The sequence below is a fragment of the Flagellimonas ulvae genome (assembly GCF_049333175.1).
Lineage (GTDB): Bacteria > Bacteroidota > Bacteroidia > Flavobacteriales > Flavobacteriaceae > Flagellimonas.
The window spans coordinates 3,583,371-3,604,253 of sequence record NZ_CP186325.1 but is presented as its reverse complement, the minus strand read 5'-3'; the positions used below and the strand labels follow the sequence as shown (position 1 = coordinate 3,604,253).

Here is a 20,883-nt window from a genome sequence, read left to right as displayed (position 1 = left end):
TGGTTGTTATTCTTCTCCCATTTTGGCTTTTTTACGTTTTTCACGCTCTTGAGCATCGATAACGGCTACCGCTGCCATATTTACCATTTCGTCTACACTTGCGCCCAGTTGCAAAATGTGGGCAGAGCGTCTTAAACCAACCATTATCGGACCGATGGAATCGGCTTTGTTCAAGCCTTTTAAAAGCTTGTAGGTAATATTGGCCGATTCTAAATTAGGGAATATGAAAGTGTTCACTTTTTTACCCGCCAATTTGGAAAATGGAAAGTTATTGTGACAAAGCTCCTGACTCAAAGCAAAATCTGTTTGAATCTCTCCGTCCACAACCAAATCTGGATTTCTTTCATGTAAAATTCGAACAGCTTCTCTCACCTTCTGGGCATTCGGATGACTGGATGATCCAAAATTGGCATAGGACAAAAGAGCCATAACGGGGTTAAACCCGAATGTAGAGGCCACTTTGGCTGTCATTAAAGCAATCTCTGCCAGTTCCTCAGCGCTAGGGTCAACATTAATCGAAGTATCAGCCAAAAACAAGGGTCCCCTTTCGGTTATCATAATATTTACTGTAGAGGCATTCTTCACCCCTTTTGACCTGCCGATTACCTCAAAAACAGGTCTTAACACCTTCGGATATGCTCTGGAATACCCTGAAATCATACCATCAGCATCACCTTCCAGAAGCATCATAGCTCCAAAATAGTTCCGCTTACCCATATTGATTCGGGCACTATATTCGGTCTCTCCTTTTCGTTTTCTTGACTCCCACAACTTATGAGCATACTTGGTTCGAATCGCTTTGGATTCGTCGGCACGAGGATCTACGATAGGCACATCGGCATCAAATTCCAGTTCTTCCTTAAGCTTCTCTATGGTCTCCCTATTCCCCAATAGAATAGGTTGGGCTATGCCCTCATCATGCACAATCTGTGCAGCTTTCAGAACATCCAATAGCTCCGCTTCGGCAAATACAATACGCTTTGGGTTAACCTTGGCACGATTGTGCAATAAGCGAACTACTTTGTTATCATTACCTGACCTTAAGTACAGCTCTTCCTCATACTTTTTCCAATCTTTTATAGGCGCTTTGGCTACACCAGATTCCATAGCAGCTTTGGCTACAGCTGGTGGAATCTTTGTTATCAGTCGTGGATCAAAGGGTTTGGGTATGATATATTTTCTTCCGAATGTCAACCTAGTGGTATCGTAAGCAATGTTCACTTGTTCGGGCACAGGCTCCCTAGTTAAATCAGCTAATGCAAGAACTGCGGCCATTTTCATTTCTTCATTGATCTTAGTGGCCCGAACGTCAAGTGCCCCTCTAAATATAAAGGGAAAGCCCAAGACATTGTTCACTTGATTAGGATGATCAGAACGTCCAGTAGCCATAATGATATCTTCTCGAGTCTCACAGGCTAGATTATATTCAATCTCAGGGTCAGGATTGGCCATTGCAAAAACTATGGGGTCTTTCGCCATGGATTTCAACATTTCGGGGGTCAATAGGTCTGCTTTAGACAAACCAATGAACACATCCGAATCTGTCATAGCTTCCTCTAGGGTATCGATTTTTCTATCTGTGGCAAACTCCAGCTTCTCGGTGGTCAAATTTTCTCTATCCTTTCGGATTACCCCCTTACTATCCAGCATCACAATATTTTCTGCTTTAGCACCAAAAGCTTTGTACAAGCGTGTACAAGAAACAGCTGCTGCTCCTGCTCCACTGACCACAATTTTTACTTCCTCCATTTTCTTGCCCGTCAACTCAAGTGCATTCAGCAAAGCTGCGGCAGAAATGATTGCCGTGCCGTGTTGGTCGTCATGCATTACTGGGATATCAAGCTCCTCCTTTAATCTTCTTTCTATTTCAAAAGCTTCAGGGGCTTTAATATCTTCCAGGTTGATTCCCCCAAAAGTGGGTGCAATGATTTTCACAGTTTCGATGAACTTCTCTACATCCGTAGTATCCAGTTCTATGTCCATTCCATCGATATCAGCAAAAATTTTGAACAAAAGGCTTTTTCCTTCCATAACCGGCTTGGAAGCTTCGGGCCCAATATTCCCCAAACCCAAAACCGCTGTTCCATTGGAAATCACTGCTACAATGTTTCCTTTGGCGGTATACTTATAAACATCGTCCTTGTTTTTTTCTATCTCCAAACAAGGCTCCGCAACACCAGGAGAATAGGCCAAAGCCAAGTCTCTTTGAGTAGCGTATGGTTTGGTGGGAACCACTTTTATTTTTCCAGGTTGTGGTTTGGCATGATACAACAAGGCCTCCCTACGTTGTTTTTCTTTGCTCATATAGATAGTTCTGAAATAATGGATAAAGGTAAGGGTATTCCCGAATTAGTGAATACCCTTCATATTTGTTTCCAGTTAAAATTTAGGATAGGATTACATTACGATTCAACAGGACTCTCTTTACTCACATTTAACCGCATCGCCAAAATGGATGCTAAAACAAAACACGCACCTGCAAAAAGCATGGCATTAGCTGCATTTGCCCCCAACAGGTTTTTAAAGATTGGACCGAATGAAAGGGTTTGGATTCCCATTGGAATTACAATCATCATATTCAAGATTCCCATATATACTCCCCTTCTTTCTTGGGGAACAATTTTAGAAACCATACTGTACGGAATACCCATCATTGCAGCCCATCCAATACCAAACAACACCATTGGGAACAAGACATAAACAGGGTCTGAAATGTTGGGAATAGCAAACAAGGCCAAGGCAGTACCAAAAAGACTTAATGCGTAGATTTTTTTTCCTCCAAACCGGATGGTCAACGGAACTAAAATTAGCGCTACCACGGCAGTAACAATATTGTATGTTGTGCTCATCTTAGCTGCTTGAGCTGCGGCTTGTGAAGTATCGTATCCCATTGTGGTCCTGAACAATGGCGTTATAAATTGCCAATACACAAAAAGCGCATACCACTGAAAAAGGTATACCGCAGAGAGTTTCCACATAAATTTCGGCATGTCCTTAACCGCATGTTTAATTTCTATGAATGGCAGTTTAAATCGTTCGATAAAAGGAAGGGTCTTGTGCCTATTGATTTCAGCCAGTTCTTCATCGCTCGGTGGTATTTCAGGTGTTTTAAAAACCGACCATAAAATGGTGGCTATGGATAAGAACGAGCCAATAAAAAATGAGTAGTACAACCATTTGGGGATTTGGCCCGCTACTTCTTCTCCTCCACCAAACCAATCTTGAAAAAGAAAAATGGACGCATTAGCCAAAAGAATACCAGCTCCGACAAAAAGACTTTGCATTTGATAACCAATACTTAACTGGCTGTCCGGAAGTTTATCTCCAACAAAAGCTCGATACGGCTCCATCGCCATATTGTTACCTACGTCCAAAACCCAAAGTAAGCCCACAGCGAACCACAAGGCTGGACTGAGCGGAAACGCAAAAAGACATAAACTACCTAAAACTGCTCCAATCAAGAAAAAGGGTTTTCTTCTACCCCATTTTGGTGACCAGGTTTTATCAGAAACTGCACCAATAATCGGCTGTACTATGAGTCCGGTAATAGGGCCAGCAATGTTCAGAATTGGCAAAATCTCTTCTGCAGCCCCTAAAAAAAGAAAAATTGGGTTAATGGCACTTTGCTGCAATCCAAAGCTATACTGTATTCCTAGAAATCCAACATTCATGTTCCAGATTTGCCAGAAACTTAATTTAGGCTTCTTGATTTTCATTCTTCTTGAGTTAGTTTAGTGGTATTTGGCCTTTCAAAATTGGCCCTTCATCGTTTCAATATAGTATTTTCTTGAGTGTTCTTTAAAAAGTACCGCATAAAAATTAAATTATTCTAAACGAAAACGTTTGAATTTTGTGAAAATCCTATTTGATAAAATCGATGTTTCTTTTCAATCCTGAGAATTTTGTTCTTTTTACGGGTGACTTCTTAAAGATTTTTTTGAAAACGTCCTCGGTAATTTCATCCCAATCTTTTTTTGAAAAAGAGAGCAGTTCTGGATTGGGATTGAACAAGGGTTCATTATGGGGTTTAGAAAATCGATTCCAAGGACATACGTCTTGGCAAACATCACATCCAAACATCCAATCGTCAAAGGTATCTTGAAACTCACTGGGAATCTCATTTTTTAGTTCAATTGTAAAATAAGAGATGCACTTACTGCCATCCACCACATAAGGTTCCACAATGGCTTCCGTAGGGCAAGCATCAATACAAGCCGTACAAGTTCCACAATGATCTGTTACGGGATTGTCGTATTCCAAATCTAAATCAACAATTAATTCAGCTATAAAATAAAATGACCCTACTTGCTGAGTTAGCAAATTACTGTGCTTCCCTATCCATCCCAGACCACTTTTGGCGGCCCATGCCTTGTCCATAACTGGGGCAGAATCCACAAAAGCCCTTCCATTCACTTCTCCAATTTCTTCTTGAATGAAATGAAGCAACTGTTTTAGCTTGTCCTTTATCACAAAGTGATAATCGGTTCCATACGCATACTTTGAGATTTTATACGCGTCAGGATTTTGTTTCTCTGAAGGAAAGTAATTCAATAATAAAGAGATAACTGATTTAGAACCTTCAACCAATTTGGTAGGGTTCAGGCGCTTGTCAAAATGATTCTCCATATAGGCCATTTCGCCATGCATGTTAGCATTGAGCCACTTTTCAAGTTGTGGAGCTTCCTCCTCCAAAAACTCAGCCTTGGAAATCCCACAAGATAAAAAACCGAGACGCTTCGCTTCGTCCTTAATCAGTTTTGTATAATGGGATTTTGACATCTATCTTGGTGTAAAATTCAAGACCACTTCTTTGGGTTTAAGCGAAATCATAGGATTGATTTCCACAGTATCCATCTTTGTGTTGATGTGATATTTCTTCACAATTTCAATCAATACCATCAGCATTTCGTAGTCGGCAAAAGCATTTCCAATGCACATTCTTGGGCCAGCACCAAATGGATAATAATAATCCGAAGCTTGTTTCATATCCAAATCAACAAAACGGTCAGCAACGAAGTGCTCGGCATTCTTCCAAAAGGATTTGTGTCGATGTAATTCATAGATGGAAAGCAACACCAATGTTCCTTTCTTTAGGCTGAATGAGCCTATTTCGGTTTCCTCAATTGCTACCCGATCTATAAAATATGCAGGAGGGTAAATCCGCATGGTTTCCTTAATGCAAGATTGTGCCAAAGGAAACTTAGGCATGTCCTCAAAAGAGAATGTATTCGATGTATGGGAAGTAACCTCTTGATGCAGGGACTCCTGAAGGTTTTTATCCTTTGCCAAAAAATACAACAGGAACGAAAGTGCGTTAGCCGTAGTCTCGTGTCCCGCGGTAAAGAGTATCAGCACTTCATCTATCAATTGTTTTCTTGACATTTTTGTTCCATCCTCATAGGTAGCTTCCAACAACATGTCCAATAAATCAAAGCCATTACGATCCTCTTCATTTAGTCTTTCTTCAATCAAATCATTGAGCAAATCCCTACCGCGCTTTGCCTCATCCAAATGTTTCTTTATTTCACCCGACCACCCGAACCACGTCTTAAGATAGGGTCTTCGCATTTCCTTTATCAACATCCTTTGGTTCTCCTCGGTAATGGATTTGAGCTCTGACATGGATTCACGGATATCATTACTGCTAAAAAGGGATTTTGCCACTACTTGAAAAGCCAAATCACCCATTTTGTCGAAAACATCTTCGTCCGTATTTGGCACAATGCGTTCCAACTCATCAACAATGGCTTTGTGCATAATGCTCAGTAGGCCTTTCAACTTTTGACGATGAAAAGCAGGTTGAATCATTCTACGGTGTGTGCGCCAGTGCTCTCCTTCGGAAGTTAAGAGACCATACCCAATATATTTTGCCAAATCTTTGGTTTGAAGCTTGGATTTGGAATATGATCGGTGCTTTTTCTGAAGCACTTGTTTTACCCATTCCGGGTCCCTAGAAAATATGACCTTCCCTTCTCCCGGAATTGAAATCCTGAAGGTATCACCTAGTTTTTCAAAATTCTCATAATGAAAGGGAAGTGGGTTCTTAAGAATTTGTCTGCTGTTCTTTAGTACTTTCAGCGCAGAAACATGAGGTAGCTTTTTCATCCAAACAGTCCTTCTTGCGTCCCTCCTTTTATTCGACCCAGATGTTTATAAGCCAATTCCGTTACCTCCCTACCACGAGGGGTCCGCATAATAAAGCCTTGTTGAATTAAAAAGGGTTCATATACCTCTTCAATGGTCTCTGCACTCTCGGATACCGCCGTGGCCAATGTGGTGATTCCAACCGGTCCGCCTTTAAACTTATCAATAATGGTGCTTAAAATCTTGTTGTCCATCTCATCCAATCCATGGGCATCTACGTTCAGTGCTTTCAAACCAAATTTGGAAATATCCAAATCAATATTTCCGTCTCCCTTAATCTGTGCAAAATCCCGAACGCGACGAAGTAACGCATTACAGATACGGGGTGTTCCCCGACTTCTTCCTGCAATTTCTATGGCTGCCTCATTGGTTATGGGTACCTTCAAAATATCTGCACTACGTTCCACTATGGTTGATAACAGCTCTGTGTGGTAGTATTGTAACCGACTCTGAATCCCGAAACGCGCACGCATGGGTGCAGTTAGCAAACCAGAACGTGTGGTAGCACCTACGAGGGTAAAAGGACTCAAATTGATTTGAACGGTACGGGCATTAGGGCCAGTCTCAATCATGATATCAATTTTATAATCCTCCATTGCAGAATAGAGATACTCTTCAACAATGGGACTCAATCTGTGGATTTCATCAATAAAAAGGACATCCCTTTCTTCCAAATTGGTAAGCAGTCCTGCCAAATCACCGGGCTTATCCAGCACAGGGCCCGAAGTAATCTTGATTCCAACCCCCAACTCATTGGCTAAAATATGGGCCAAGGTAGTTTTTCCCAGTCCTGGTGGACCGTGGAACAAGGTATGGTCCAAAGCCTCTCCTCTAAGGTTGGCTGCCTGTACAAAAACCTTCAAATTCTCCAAAACCTGCTCTTGTCCCGTAAAATCATCAAAAGTGATGGGGCGCAGTGCTCTTTCAATATCAAGTTCTTCTTGGGAAAAGCTTTCGGATGTCGGGTCTAAATTCTCATTCATCTTCAAACAAATATAGTTGAAAACGAAGTGCGCCTAAAACTGTTTTAAGCAAATCTAAGAACACATCAACAATTGATTCCTTTTTCAAAATCTAAGACTTAACTTAGATACATTAAAAGTCTGATACTTTCAGCTTCATTCTAAACTTTATGATAGTAGTAGATTACTCTCCAGGAATTTTACAGTATATCCCATTTTTTTATGTCATTTGGTCGGACGATTTACTTTCTGCCTCCGAAATCTCGGTAATTCAAAAAACAATTCACGATGACACACACCTTTCGAAAAACGAGAAGGAACAGTTGTTAGAATGGTTAGACCGCAATAATCCGCCTCCTGAAGATGAATTCAAAAACTGGAAGCAAACCATTTCCAATTCCGGCATAAAACTTATTGAAAGTGATACCTATCCGCTTACTTCTTTGAGTCAAAGGCTGGGAAGTACGTATTGTGGTGAATGTGAATTCAATGATTATTTAAAAAACATTGAACTCAACCTTGGTATTCAACCCAATCATTATAATCATTTGTTTGATGTAGAAGTCGTACATGAGAAAACTTCGAAACAATATGATGCCCGTGTTTTGGATGCCATACTCAAAGCTGAGCACGCTTCTTCGATTGATGGTTTTAGAGAGTTCCTAGATCAGAAAATCTTTGATAGGCAAGTGCTACGAAATAAAGAAGACTATCGTGCAAGAGTACTCGAACAAGTAAAGCTATTGGGCAAAAATGGTTATGGTGCCTATGCCTACCCTCCAGAATATGGAGGTAAGGGCAACATGCCTGCCTATGGTGCCATTTTTGAGCATTTGATGTTTGTAGATGGAAGTCTCGCGGTAAAGTTTGGGGTGCAATTTGGACTTTTCGGTGGTAGCATTCAAAAGCTGGGGACCAAACGCCATCACGACCTTTATTTAGAGGATGCCGGGACTGCCAAATTGTTGGGTTGTTTTGCCATGACGGAAACCGGTCATGGTTCCAATGTACGCGGTATACGAACCACCGCTACCTATGATAGTGAAACGGATGAAATCGTAATTCATACGCCTGGAAAAAATGACAACAAAGAATATATTGGAAATGCTCTCCATTCTAAGATAGCTACCGTTTTTGCACAACTGATTGTTGATGGAAAAAATGAAGGAGTACATGCCATTCTTGTTCCACTTCGGAATGAAAAGCATGAAGTTTTCAGTGGAATCACTATTGAAGACAATGGATACAAAATAGGACTCAATGGTGTTGATAATGGAAAAATATGGTTCAACCAAGTGCGAGTGCCGCGAGCTAACCTTTTGGATAAGTATGGTAGCATAACCAATAAAGGCGCATACACCTCCCCCATTAAAAATCCGAACAAACGTTTTTTCACCATGTTGGGCACTTTGGTCGGAGGTAGAATCTGTGTGGCGCGTGGTGCGCTGGGAGGGGCCAAAATGGCTTTGGCCATAGCTGTAAAACATGCACTGAATCGACGACAATTCAATGATAATGTCAAAATTCAAGAGGACTTGATCATGGATTATCCAACACATCAGGTACGCTTGACCACTGCCATTGCAAGTGCCTATATATATCATGTCACACTAGAAGAGATGATGCAATCCTATAGTGACGAATCACAAACAGATAAGCGGGAAATCGAGACTCAGGTGGCAGGTTTAAAATCAATTATCACTTGGTTCGGTAATTCCACTATTCAAGAATGCAGGGAAGCTTGTGGCGGAAAGGGGTATTTGTTAGAAAACCTAATTGGTGATGCCAAAGGCGATGTGGACATCTTTACCACTTTTGAGGGTGACAACACGGTATTATTGCAGCTTGCAGCAAAAGGGGTCCTATCCGATTTTAAGGCAGAATTCAACAGCGCTGGTTTTGCTTCGGTTCTTAAACTGCTTCGCACCCAACTATCAGACCGATGGAATACTTTGAACCCCGTATATGCCAATAAAGTGGACGCAGATCACCTGTACAATCCCAAATTTCATAAACATGCTTTCCAGTACAGAACTCGAAGATTGACCTATACTCTGGCTATGCGGATACGTAATTACATTAAAAAAGGAATTCCAGCGTATCAAGCTTTTTTAAAGGTGCAAACCCATTTGATTGCACTTGGGAAGGCTTATAGTGTGGAGTTGGCATATAACACATATTCCAATTTTTGTGAGTCGATTCAGGACGAGGAATATAAATCTCTTCTTGAAAAACTGGGAACATTATATGCTCTTGACGAAATTAATAGAGAAGCGCGATGGTATTTGGAGCAGGGTTATATTGGAGGTACAAAGTCCAGAGCAATCAGACAGCGAGTTGAACGTCTTTGTACTGAACTAAGGCCTCATATTGAAGTATTGGTGGATGGTTTTGGAATACCCAAGCATTGCATGAGCGCTCCCATAGCCCAGTAAATGTTCATTCCGTTTTCTTAATCAATTGCGAGGTATCCAAAAACTCAAGAATTGTGATTTTTGGATTTCCATAAAGCTGTGTTCTGGCATTTCCTTTTGAGGATAGTTCCAAATCCCGATAGGAATTGACTCTAACATTGGCAGCACCCTCCAGGTTGGCTTTTACCGAACCTGCCTCCATTCGCTCTCCTTTATACTTGGCGTTCCCAATAACTTCCAGTTGCATTCTGTCCGCAGTTCCTTCAAAAGTAAAAGAGGCATTTTCTTCCAAGTTCACCGTGCTTGCATCAGTAACCGCGTAGATATAGGTTTCAGCCCTTTTGTTCATAGTCACATTTAGGGAATCCACATCCAAGTTAAATTCAGATTTACTGGTATCCTCTAAGTTAATGTCCATTACTGATGCGCTAGCTTGTAGAGTAAGCTTTGTATTGGCAAAACCATCCACAAAAAGCTCATCACTATTTATCATTTCTTTGGAAACTACACTACCTTCTTTTGCGGTAATTGCTTTGAGGTCTGTGTAGTTTACCGTAATATCGAATTGTTTCTTGGAAGAGACCGTATAAAAGGAAGTGATGACCAACGTACTATCTTCAACCTTGAATTTTAAAATATCAATCAGGTTATCATCTGCAACAATTTCATATCCGGGTCCAAAAGATTTTTTTAGAACAATATCTAAATTATCATTGAGCTGTATCGCATTGAAAGGGGGCAGTTCTTCATTCACTTCGGCAACAATCCTACTTCCCTTGATTTTTGGTTTACGTTGTGATAAAGCCAATATTGGAATTAAAATCAGGCTACAAAAAACTAGTTTTTTCATAGATGTTCTTTTAGATAGGCACTTAAAGGTATTATAATTTGATGCAACAATAGCTATACCAAAGTGCTAAAACAAAAAACCCATCCTTAAGGATGGGCTTTGTAAACTATTATAGATTGAACTTAATGGTTCAATTCTTCTTCATTTTCCTGAAGAGGCGTATCCTGAGGCACAAAATCCTGTCCCGGAATTATGTACTCTCCGTTTTCATAGGTCTTGCTATAATCGTAAGCCCAACGGTGTACATGTGGAATTTTCCCTGGCCAGTTTCCGTGAATGTGCTTTTGAGGCGCAGTCCACTCCAATGTATTGGACCCCCAAGGGTTTTGAGGACCTCTTTTTCCGTAGAATATGCTTCTTACAAAGTTGTATACAAAAACCAATTGGGCCAAACCTGCTATGATAGCGAATACGGTCATCAGCACCTGAACGTTGGTCAATTCATCAAACATTGGGAAAGCCGTGTTTTGATAATATCTACGTGGCACTCCTGCCATTCCCACAAAGTGCATCGGGAAGAATACCCCATAGGCACAGATGGCGGTTATCCAGAAATGTACATACCCTAAGTTCTTGTTCATCATGCGTCCTTGGAACATCTTTGGGAACCAATGATAGACTCCAGCAAATAATCCATAAAGAGCAGATATCCCCATTACCAAGTGGAAGTGAGCCACTACAAAATAAGTATCGTGAACATTTATATCCAAAGTACTATCCCCCAGAATTATTCCGGTTAGACCTCCTGTTATGAATGTGGAAACCAAACCAATTGAGAACAGCATAGCTGGATTCAATTGCAGATTTCCTTTCCATAGGGTGGTTATATAGTTAAATGCTTTTACGGCCGATGGAATTGCAATCAACAAGGTAGTAAAGGTAAATACCGAACCAAGGAATGGATTCATCCCTGAGATGAACATGTGGTGTCCCCATACTATGGTAGAAAGGAATGCAATCGCCAATATAGATGCCACCATAGCGCGGTATCCGAAAATAGGCTTTCTAGCATTGGTAGACATTACTTCGGAAGTAATACCAAGCGCAGGTAGCAATACAATATATACTTCAGGGTGACCCAAGAACCAGAACAAGTGTTCATACAATACAGGTGAACCCCCTTGATAGTGCAATACTTCCCCTTGAATAAAAATATCTGATAAAAAGAACGATGTGCCAAAGCTTCTATCCATGATAAGCAACAAGGCTGCTGATAACAATACTGGGAAAGAAATAACACCGATAATGGCAGTTACGAAAAATGCCCAGATAGTCAATGGCAAACGCGTCATGGACATTCCCTTTGTTCTTAAATTAAGAACCGTCACGATATAGTTCAATGACCCCAACAAAGAGGATGCTATAAAGATGGCCATAGAAACTAACCAAAGGGTCATCCCTGCTCCAGAACCAGGCTGTGCCATAGGTAATGCGCTCAAAGGTGGATAAATGGTCCATCCCGCAGCTGCTGGTCCAGCTTCCACAAATAAGGAAATGACCATAATCACTGAAGAAAGGAAGAACATCCAATAGGACAACATGTTCAGAAATCCTGACGCCATGTCCCTCGCTCCAATCTGCAATGGAATTAGAAGGTTACTAAAGGTACCACTCAAACCAGCCGTTAAAACAAAGAATACCATAATGGTACCGTGAATGGTAACCAAGGCCAAATAAATGTCCGCATCCATTACTCCATCAGGTGCCCATTTGCCCAATAAAGTTTCAAAGATTGGAAAAGACTCTCCTGGCCAAGCCAACTGCATTCTAAACAATAGAGACATGGCAATTCCAATGAAACCCATGATTAGACCGGTGATAAGATATTGCTTGGCAATCATCTTATGGTCTTGACTAAATATATATTTAGTTACAAAGGTTTCTTTATGGTGATGGCCATGGTCATCATGAGCATGATCATCTACGTGGGCTGGTGCATGTGCTGTTACGGACATAACCTAATTTTTTAATTTATTATTTTCTTTTTCTAGCTTTCTATTAAAGATATTAAGGATTTACGGAAACTGTTTCCTTAAATGTGGATTGTTCGGACAACCATTTATTAAATTCCTCTTCTGTCTCAACTATAATCTTCATTTGCATGTTGTAATGAGATTTTCCGCAAATCTTATTGCATAACAATACGTAATCAAACTCCCAAGGGTCTGAATCCGGTCTTCCTTCCGCAGCCCATTTTGCTCTAAGAGCATTGGTTCGTTTTACCTTATCCACTACATCTGGGTTTAATCGAATTTCCGCAGTGGTCACCGTTGGGGTAAAGGAAAACTGGGTAATCATGCCTGGCACACAGTTCATTTGAGCTCTAAAATGTGGCATATATGCAGAATGTAGAACGTCTTGTGAGCGCATCATGAAGTTTACTTTTCGCCCTACCGGAAGATGCAATTCCTTCACAATGACATCATCCGAAGCATTAGGGTCAGATTCATCCAATCCCAAAACATTGGCCCTATCAATATCAATCAGTCGTACACTTGCATCTCCTAAAACATTATCCTCTCCACCATATCGTGCAGTCCAGTTAAATTGCTGGGCATATAGTTCCACAATTAATGGATCGTCCTCATCATTCACATCCATGATATTGGTCCAAGTGTAAAGCCCCCAAAGGATTAATCCTGCTAAAACAATTACTGGGATTATGGTCCAAATGAATTCTAAACGGTCATTGTCCGCAAAGAAAAGAGCCTTCTTCCCTTTTTCTCCTCTATACTTATACCCAAAATAGTGCAGCAAGGCTTGCGTAATGGTCTGTACGAAAAAGATAATGGCAAAAGACACCCACATTAATTGATCGTACTCCCCACCATGAGCTGAAGATGCCTCTGGAAGAAGTACTTTGGTGTACTTGGCAAAACTAAAAATTGTGATTCCGTATATGAAGATTAGGAAACCAAACAATAAATAACCATTGTATTTATTATCAGAATCTGTAGCAATTTCCGCCGTAGCCTGTTCTGTTTTGAGTTGGGACAATTCAAAAATCTTGGTCATCTGCCAAATGGCAATGGCTACCAGGACTAAAACGGTCAATGTTAATAATGCAGTCATTGTTATCTATCTAGAAACTTAATCGTATTAATAATGAAATTGTCTACTTTCCTCAACAAATGGATTGCGTTTTGGTTGCAAAGGTACTTTGGTAAGGGTATTGAATACCCAAAAGGTAAACAAACCTCCAAAAAATAGGATTCCTCCGATTTCTGGCAGCCCAATATACCATTGGTCTCCAACTGTTGCCGGCATCACCATGACAAAAACATCCAAATAGTGGCCAAATAGCACAACGATTCCCGTCATAATGACGAACCAATTTACTCGTTTGTAATCGCTGTTCATCAATACCAATAATGGGAAAACAAAGTTCAATGCGACCATGCCAAGGAAAGGTAGCTGATAATCCTGGAAACGTGCTACAAAATAGGTTACTTCTTCAGGAATGTTCGCGTACCAAATCAGCATAAATTGGGCAAACCATAAATATGTCCAGAAAATACTTATCCCGAACATGAATTTTGCTAAATCGTGAATGTGGCTATCATTTACTTGCTCCAAATAGCCTTTGGATTTTAAGTAAATCGTGATAATTGCAATAGTTGTAATTCCAGACACGAACATGCTTGCAAACACATACCATCCAAATAAGGTACTGAACCAGTGCGGGTCCAAGCTCATAATCCAATCCCATGACATCATGGATTCTGTAACCAAATAAAATACCAAGAAGGCCGCAGACCATCTAAAATTCTTAACAAAATTGGAGTTGTCGTCAGATTCATCCTGTGCCAAGGATAACTTTCTGGAGTACTCTCTATAAAAAATCCATCCTCCCAAGAAAATAGCAGCTCTAATCAAAAAGAATGTAGGATTCAAGTATCCTGCTTTCCCTTGCAATAATTTATCGTGTGCCACAGTATCGGCATCCATCCATACGAACATATGGTTCATATGTAGAACGGACAACACCAAAATGACAAATACAATAATTCCTCCAGGCACCAAGTAAGCTGTAATACCTTCCATTACCCGGAAAAGTAAGGGCGACCAACCTGCTTGAGCAGCTCGCTGAATGGCATAAAAAGCCAAAACGCCCAAAGCAATCATAAAGAAAAAGAAAGCTGCAACATATAATGCTGCCCAAGGTCTATTTTGCAATTGATGCAATAGATGTTCATCATGATGGGAAGCATCATGAGCATGAGCATCACCATGACCTTCGGTTCCATGTCCGGATTTATCCATGTATTCTTTCTCACCTTCTGTACCATGATGACCGGCTTCTGCCCCGTGACCTCCACCATGTCCATCACCATGAGCCGAAGCAACCATCGCTTTTGCTTCTTCCACGTTGCTAGGTGCTGTAAAAAAACCTGTTGCAAGACAAATCAACCCGACTGCCATAGCAATGTAAGAACCTAGTTTTAATCTATTTGAAAACGTGTACATAGTCTGCTATCCAATTATTTTGTTAGGTCTTCCTTTAATTTCATCACGTATTCGGCAACTTGCCATAATTCCGTTTCATTTTCCATCTGCGAAGCATAGGAACCCATGGAATTCAGTCCGTAATACATAGTGTGGTACGTGCTACCTACAGTTATGTTACGCGCAACATCGTCATAACTAGGCACACCCAATATTTTTTCACGCTTTACCAATGTACCTTGACCGGCACCTTTATTTCCGTGACAAATGGCACAATAAACATCATAGAGCTCTTTACCCTTAGTAAGGTTTGCTTCCTTTTGAAGAGAATCCAAAGGACTAGGTTGTAATCTTGCCAATTCTTTTCCTTCAATACTGTTATCGAATTCGTAAGGTAGCGTTTCACGAGAAATGGTATTCTCAGGTGGAAGCATAGCCTCGGTTCCTTGTGGAAAGAGACCGTTATCTACTCCCTCATAAGTTTCATACCCAACAGATTCGTACATGTTTGGCATATATTGGTAATTTGGACTGTTCTTATTGAAACATGAGCTCAATACAAGAACAAAAGCCAGAACAAAAAGTACTTTACCAAAAGTTTTAATCATCATATTATTTTTTTTTGGGAACATGAACCTCAACGGCTCCAGTTTCCAACAATAAACTTTTTAATGCTTCCTCATCATCACCTACTTCAACCTCAACCAAAAAGTGGTCATCCGTAGTTCTTACATCAGGATTCTCCGCTTTTTTGAATGGCCACATTCTACTTCTCAAGTAAAAAGTAATCACCATAAGGTGTGCCGCGAAAAATACAGTCATCTCAAACATGATAGGAACAAATGCAGGCATATTCTCCAAATAGGTGAAACTTGGCTTACCTCCAATATCCTGAGGCCAATCTGCAATCATGATATAGTTCATCATGACTATGGCCACCGCCAATCCCAAACATCCATACATAAAAGAAGTAATGGCAATCCGCGTATCTGCCAATCCCATTGCCTTATCCAAGCCGTGAACCGGAAAAGGAGTATACACCTCTTCAATATGATACTTTTCGGAACGAATCTTCTTGACAGCGTTCATTAACACGTCATCGTCGTTGTATATCGCTTTGAATGTTGTTGCCGCCATGATTACTTATCTAAATTGATTAATCCTTTTGCTTGTCCTGCCCAATCATCACGCTGTGCTCTTCCAGGGAATGATCCGGTTATGGAATCCAATAGATTATATTCGCTTTCAGTCATCTTACTTACCTGAAGAAAAGAAAAAATTCCAATTTGGTTCAAGGTTTTTTCCATTAAGGGACCAATACCTTTTACTTTTTTCAAATCGTCAGGACTTTGGGTACTCGCGTCAAAACTTCCTATTGAGCTCAACAATTGCATTACAGGCGCTCCTGAAAAGCCTCCTGCAGCTTCTGTTTCTTCTTGAGTTTCTTCTACATCAACCTCAATGATTACTCCATTGGTAGGTTTCGTGTAAAGTGGTTTTCCTTCTTCGCGAAGCTTCTTAAAGCGTTCTCCGGAAGCTTTCATAATAGACTTTACTTCGGCTTGCGCTATTACAGGGAATGTTCTGGAATATAGCAGGAATAGTACAAAAAAGAATCCAATGGTTCCAATGAAAATTCCAATATCTACAAAGGTTGGCGAGAACATTGTCCATGATGATGGCAAATAATCTCTATGCAATGAGGTAACGATAATCACAAAACGCTCAAACCACATTCCAATATTCACCACAATGGAGATAAAGAATGAGAACATGATACTCGTCCGCAATTTCTTGGACCACATGAACTGAGGAGAGAAGACATTACATGTCATCATACACCAATACGCCCAAGCATAAGGTCCTGTTGCCCTGTTCAAGAAGGCGTACTGCTCATACTCCACTCCAGAGTACCATGCAATGAACAACTCAGTGATATAGGCACACCCTACAATGGAACCTGTAATCATGATTACAATGTTCATCAACTCAATATGCTGTACAGTTATGTATGCTTCAAGGCTACACACTTTTCTCATAATTATGAGCAGCGTATTCACCATGGCAAACCCAGAGAAAATGGCCCCTGCAACAAAGTAAGGTGGAAAAATGGTAGTATGCCATCCAGGAATTACCGATGTCGCAAAGTCAAAGGATACAATGGTATGTACAGAAAGTACAAGCGGTGTAGCCAAACCGGCCAAAACCAAGGATACTTCCTCAAAACGCTGCCAATCTTTAGCTCTACCTGTCCACCCAAAACTTAACAGGCTATAAATCTTCTTTTGAAACGGTTTTACGGCTCTGTCACGAATCATGGCAAAGTCAGGCAATAATCCTGTCCACCAGAACACTAAAGAAACCGATAGATATGTGGAAATCGCAAATACATCCCAAAGCAAGGGAGAATTAAAATTCACCCAAAGAGAACCAAATTGGTTTGGAATAGGCAATACCCAATACGCCAACCAGGGACGACCCATGTGGATGATAGGGAACAATCCAGCTTGAATCACTGAGAAAATTGTCATTGCCTCTGCAGAACGGTTAATCGCCATTCTCCACTTTTGTCTAAATAAAAGAAGTACAGCGGAAATCAAGGTACCTGCGTGACCAATACCTACCCACCATACGAAGTTGGTAATATCCCAAGCCCAGTTTACTGTTTTGTTGAGACCCCAAACCCCGATTCCGGTTGAAACCGTGTAAATGATACAACCTAGACCCCATAAAAAGGCTACTAAGGCGATACTGAATACAATCCACCAGTGTTTATTGGCCTTTCCTTCAACAGGACGGGCAATGTCCACGGTTACATCATGGTATCCCTTATCTCCCAGTACTAGGGGCTTTCGAATAGGTGCTTCGTAATGCGACGCCATAATTTATTTTCTAGTTACTTTCTTATTTATTGATTATGCCTCGTTTGTATTCCTCACTTTCACGTGATAAAATACGTTTGGTTTGGTTCCTACGTGTTCCAATAAGTGGTACATTCTATCATCTTCCTTCAATTCTGCCACCTTGCTTTCCTCATCGTTCACATCTCCAAAGATGATGGCACCTGAACTACATGCAGAGGAGCATGCTGTTTGGAACTCTCCATCCTTAATCACTCGACCTTCACGCTTGGCATCCAAAATTGTTTTTTGTGTCATTTGAATACACAATGAGCATTTTTCCATAACTCCTCTGGAACGCACGTTGACATCTGGGTTAATTACCATTTTGCCCAAATCGTTGTTCATGTTGAAGTCAAACTCATCATTATCACTATATAGGAACCAATTGAAACGACGTACTTTGTACGGGCAGTTATTGGCACAATATCTTGTTCCCACACAACGGTTATACGCCATATGGTTTTGACCTTGTCTACTATGAGCTGTTGCCGCAACCGGACAAACCGTTTCACAAGGTGCATGGTTACAGTGCTGGCACATTACAGGCTGAAAAGCCACTTGAGGATTGGTTGATGGATTTTCCATTTCACCAAAACCACCTAGGGCACCATTATCACCCCAGAGTCCTTCCAATCCATCTTTCTTTTCATTATCCTGTTCAAAAGTTTCCTCTGAGGAATAGTATCTATCTATTCGTAACCAGTGCATATCTCTTGAACGACGAACCTCTTCCTTACCTACAACAGGAACATTGTTTTCGGCATGACATGCGATTACACATGCGCCACAACCTGTACAGGCATTCAAATCAATGGACATATTAAAGTGATGCCCAATGGTACGGTCAAATTCCTGCCATAAATCTGCATCTGGAGAAGTCACTGGGATTTCCTGATGGTTCAAAGTCACTTGAGGCATATAGTTCCACTCGTGCTTATCTTTTGTGTTGAAGATTTCAAGGGTGGTTTCCTTAATAATATCCCCGCGCCCCATCATGGTCTTGTGCAACTGAACACATGCAAACTCATGCATTCCTGAAGACTTTTCAATACTTACAGATTGGGTTTCAGTAAAGTTTTTGTATAATGAAAATGCGTTGACACCCGTGGCCATTTCAGTTTTCATCCCAGCTTTTCTACCGTATCCAAAAGCAAGACCAACTGTACCTTGTGCCTGACCCGGCTGAATAATTACAGGAACGTTTTCAAGAACAGTACCATCAACAGTTAGCTTCACATAGCTACCGTCCAAGCCTCCATTGGCTACATTTTCGTTGATAAGGTCCCAATTATTGGCATCAGCTTTGGAAACCGTAATATAATTATCCCAAGAAACTCTTGAAATTGGGTCTGGAAACTCTTGCAACCATGGATTGGAAGCCTGTCTTCCATCACCCATTCCAACTTTGGAATATAATATAAGTTCTATATCGTCACTGGTAGCATTCACTAGAGAACGTACTGCTGCAGCAATAGGTGCCACAGTTGACTCTACTTCTTCTGTTTCTTCAGTTGATGTAGATGGAGTAACCTCATCTTCTACTAAAGCAGGAATTGATGTGGCTGAAAAAACACCATCTTGAAGTGCGTTGTTCCAGCTTCCTCCTTGCAGAATCTCTGTATCCCAAATCTCACGAATATAATCGTAGTATGTTTTTTCGCTGCCCATCCAAGTTAATAGGGCAGTCTGAAATTGTCTTGTATCAAAAAGCTCTCGGATGGCAGGTTGGATAAGACTGTAATGTCCTTTTTTTGGTTGAACATCCCCCCAAGATTCCAAATAATGAGAAGCAGCAGCCACATATTTTGAAGCTTGCGCAGTTTCATCGTTGTTAAATGAGAAACTCACAGAAACGTCCACTTTATCCAATCCAGCGACAAATTCTTCTGCATTTGGAAGCGTGTATGCAGGATTAACGCCATCCATAATCAAAGCACCAACACGGCCAGCGTTCATATCGGCCACCAACTTGGCTACTTTGGCGGTATCACCCTGACGAATATATTTTGGATTTTCAACATCAGAGGCCTCGCTTGCAAGCATTTTATTGATTGCCAGCACAACGGTTTGGGCATTGATATCGTTTAAACCAGTTACTACAACCGCTTTACTACCCGCCTTACGAATTTGAGCAACTATACTGTCAACTGCACCATCAACATCTGAAGTGCCACCGCCAACATTGCTTCCATTTAGTTTGCCATACAACTTGGCCAGAGCAATCTTTTGTTTGGCAGAAGTCATTGGATACCTTTTATCAGCATTTGCACCGGTCAAGGACATATTGCCCTCTAACTGAATATGCTTGGACATTTTTCCATTCTTTGGAACCCTACCCTTTGCATAACCACTATCATAGCCTCCTCCTTGCCAATCTCCCAAAAAGTCGGCACCAAAAGAGACAATAAGCTCAGCCTTCTCAAAATCGTAGTCAGCCAAAGCCCTCTCACCATACATGGCATTGAATGCGTTCAAAGCGGCATCTTCCGAAATGGCATCATAAACTACATGATTGGTATTTGGATATTTTTCTTTGAATTCAGCAATCAATCGAGCTGTAGAAGGACTGGCATAAGTCTGGGTCAGCAAAGCAATTTGCTTGTTGGAATTGGCCAAACTTCCCAGTTTAGCACGCACAGTAGCATCCAAGACCTTCCATTCCACCGGCTCACCGTTTGCTGTTGGACCCTGTACCCTAGTGCTATCATACAATGTCAATACAGATGCCTGAACTCTGGCATTAGCACCTCCATTGACCTTGGCATCCACATTATTTTCAACTTTAATGGGCCTACCTTCTCTAGTCTTTATGAGTATACTCGCAAAATCATATCCATCTGCGATAGTAGTGGCATAGTAATTAGCTACTCCAGGAATTATATTATTGGGTTGAAAAACATAAGGAATTGATTTATGCACAGGTCCTTCACAAGCAGCAACTGCTGCTGCAGCCGTGCTAAAACCAACATATTTCAAAAAGTCCCTACGGTTTGTTGTTGAAGTGGACAAATTTTCTTTGTCTCCCAAAAACTCATCAACCGGTATATGTTCCGTGAATTCGTTTTGTCTTAGCGTCTCAACAATGGAATCGTTCGGATTTAGTTCCGCTTCGCTCTTCCAATATTTCTTGTTTGATGCCATACGATATCTCTGAGATTTATCTT

The 20,883-nt window shown here is 40.9% G+C and carries 14 protein-coding genes; 1 reads left to right on the top strand and 13 read right to left on the bottom strand.

Annotated elements, in window-relative coordinates; genetic code table 11:
* Positions 1-6: 6 nt before the first annotated feature.
* The 5 genes from ACOKFD_RS16830 to ruvB form a co-directional block, all read right to left on the bottom strand.
* Positions 7-2,304: an NADP-dependent malic enzyme gene (locus ACOKFD_RS16830; protein WP_422858977.1), complete on the bottom strand. Its 2,298-nt coding sequence runs from the start codon at positions 2,302-2,304 to the stop codon at positions 7-9.
* 98 nt (positions 2,305-2,402) lie between these two features.
* The gene (locus tag ACOKFD_RS16825; RefSeq protein ID WP_298994400.1) at positions 2,403-3,716 is read right to left on the bottom strand and encodes an MFS transporter; all 1,314 of its coding nucleotides are present in this window, start codon (positions 3,714-3,716) and stop codon (positions 2,403-2,405) included.
* A gap of 145 nt (positions 3,717-3,861) precedes the next feature.
* Entirely contained in the window at positions 3,862-4,779 is a 918-nt protein-coding gene (gene queG, locus ACOKFD_RS16820) for a tRNA epoxyqueuosine(34) reductase QueG (RefSeq protein ID WP_422858976.1), read from the bottom strand.
* Positions 4,780-6,105, bottom strand: a complete 1,326-nt coding sequence (locus ACOKFD_RS16815) for a cytochrome P450 (RefSeq protein WP_422858975.1) — start codon at positions 6,103-6,105, stop codon at positions 4,780-4,782.
* Positions 6,102-7,127: a Holliday junction branch migration DNA helicase RuvB gene (gene ruvB, locus ACOKFD_RS16810; RefSeq protein WP_422858974.1), complete on the bottom strand. Its 1,026-nt coding sequence runs from the start codon at positions 7,125-7,127 to the stop codon at positions 6,102-6,104. Before ruvB ends, ACOKFD_RS16815 begins: the two co-directional genes overlap by 4 nt.
* Before the next feature lie 149 nt (positions 7,128-7,276).
* On the opposite strand from ruvB, the gene ACOKFD_RS16805 reads away from it, so the two are divergent.
* Positions 7,277-9,541 carry an acyl-CoA dehydrogenase gene (locus ACOKFD_RS16805; protein ID WP_422858973.1) on the top strand — a complete coding sequence of 755 codons (2,265 nt, stop codon included), beginning with the start codon at positions 7,277-7,279 and terminating at the stop codon, positions 9,539-9,541.
* Positions 9,542-9,545: 4 nt separating this feature from the next.
* Here ACOKFD_RS16805 and ACOKFD_RS16800 read toward each other — a convergent pair whose 3' ends face one another.
* From ACOKFD_RS16800 to ACOKFD_RS16765, 8 genes are all read right to left on the bottom strand, one after another.
* Entirely contained in the window at positions 9,546-10,370 is an 825-nt protein-coding gene (locus ACOKFD_RS16800; RefSeq protein WP_422858972.1) for a GIN domain-containing protein, read from the bottom strand.
* A gap of 122 nt (positions 10,371-10,492) precedes the next feature.
* Positions 10,493-12,325 (bottom strand): cbb3-type cytochrome c oxidase subunit I, encoded by a 1,833-nt coding sequence (locus tag ACOKFD_RS16795; RefSeq protein ID WP_298994417.1) that lies wholly within the window; start codon positions 12,323-12,325, stop codon positions 10,493-10,495.
* A gap of 52 nt (positions 12,326-12,377) precedes the next feature.
* The gene (locus ACOKFD_RS16790) at positions 12,378-13,442 is read right to left on the bottom strand and encodes a cytochrome c oxidase subunit II (protein WP_298994419.1); all 1,065 of its coding nucleotides are present in this window, start codon (positions 13,440-13,442) and stop codon (positions 12,378-12,380) included.
* 27 nt (positions 13,443-13,469) lie between these two features.
* Positions 13,470-14,837: a quinol:cytochrome C oxidoreductase gene (locus ACOKFD_RS16785; protein WP_298994420.1), complete on the bottom strand. Its 1,368-nt coding sequence runs from the start codon at positions 14,835-14,837 to the stop codon at positions 13,470-13,472.
* A gap of 14 nt (positions 14,838-14,851) precedes the next feature.
* Complete coding sequence (locus tag ACOKFD_RS16780) at positions 14,852-15,424, bottom strand: c-type cytochrome (protein WP_422861030.1); 573 nt, start codon at positions 15,422-15,424, stop codon at positions 14,852-14,854.
* Between the two features lie 4 nt (positions 15,425-15,428).
* Positions 15,429-15,953 carry a DUF3341 domain-containing protein gene (locus tag ACOKFD_RS16775; protein ID WP_298994424.1) on the bottom strand — a complete coding sequence of 175 codons (525 nt, stop codon included), beginning with the start codon at positions 15,951-15,953 and terminating at the stop codon, positions 15,429-15,431.
* Between the two features lie 2 nt (positions 15,954-15,955).
* Positions 15,956-17,698 carry an NrfD/PsrC family molybdoenzyme membrane anchor subunit gene (gene nrfD, locus ACOKFD_RS16770; protein WP_298994426.1) on the bottom strand — a complete coding sequence of 581 codons (1,743 nt, stop codon included), beginning with the start codon at positions 17,696-17,698 and terminating at the stop codon, positions 15,956-15,958.
* A 33-nt stretch (positions 17,699-17,731) separates the two neighbouring features.
* Positions 17,732-20,860, bottom strand: a complete 3,129-nt coding sequence (locus ACOKFD_RS16765) for a TAT-variant-translocated molybdopterin oxidoreductase (RefSeq protein ID WP_422858971.1) — start codon at positions 20,858-20,860, stop codon at positions 17,732-17,734.
* Between the last annotated feature and the right edge of the window lie 23 nt (positions 20,861-20,883).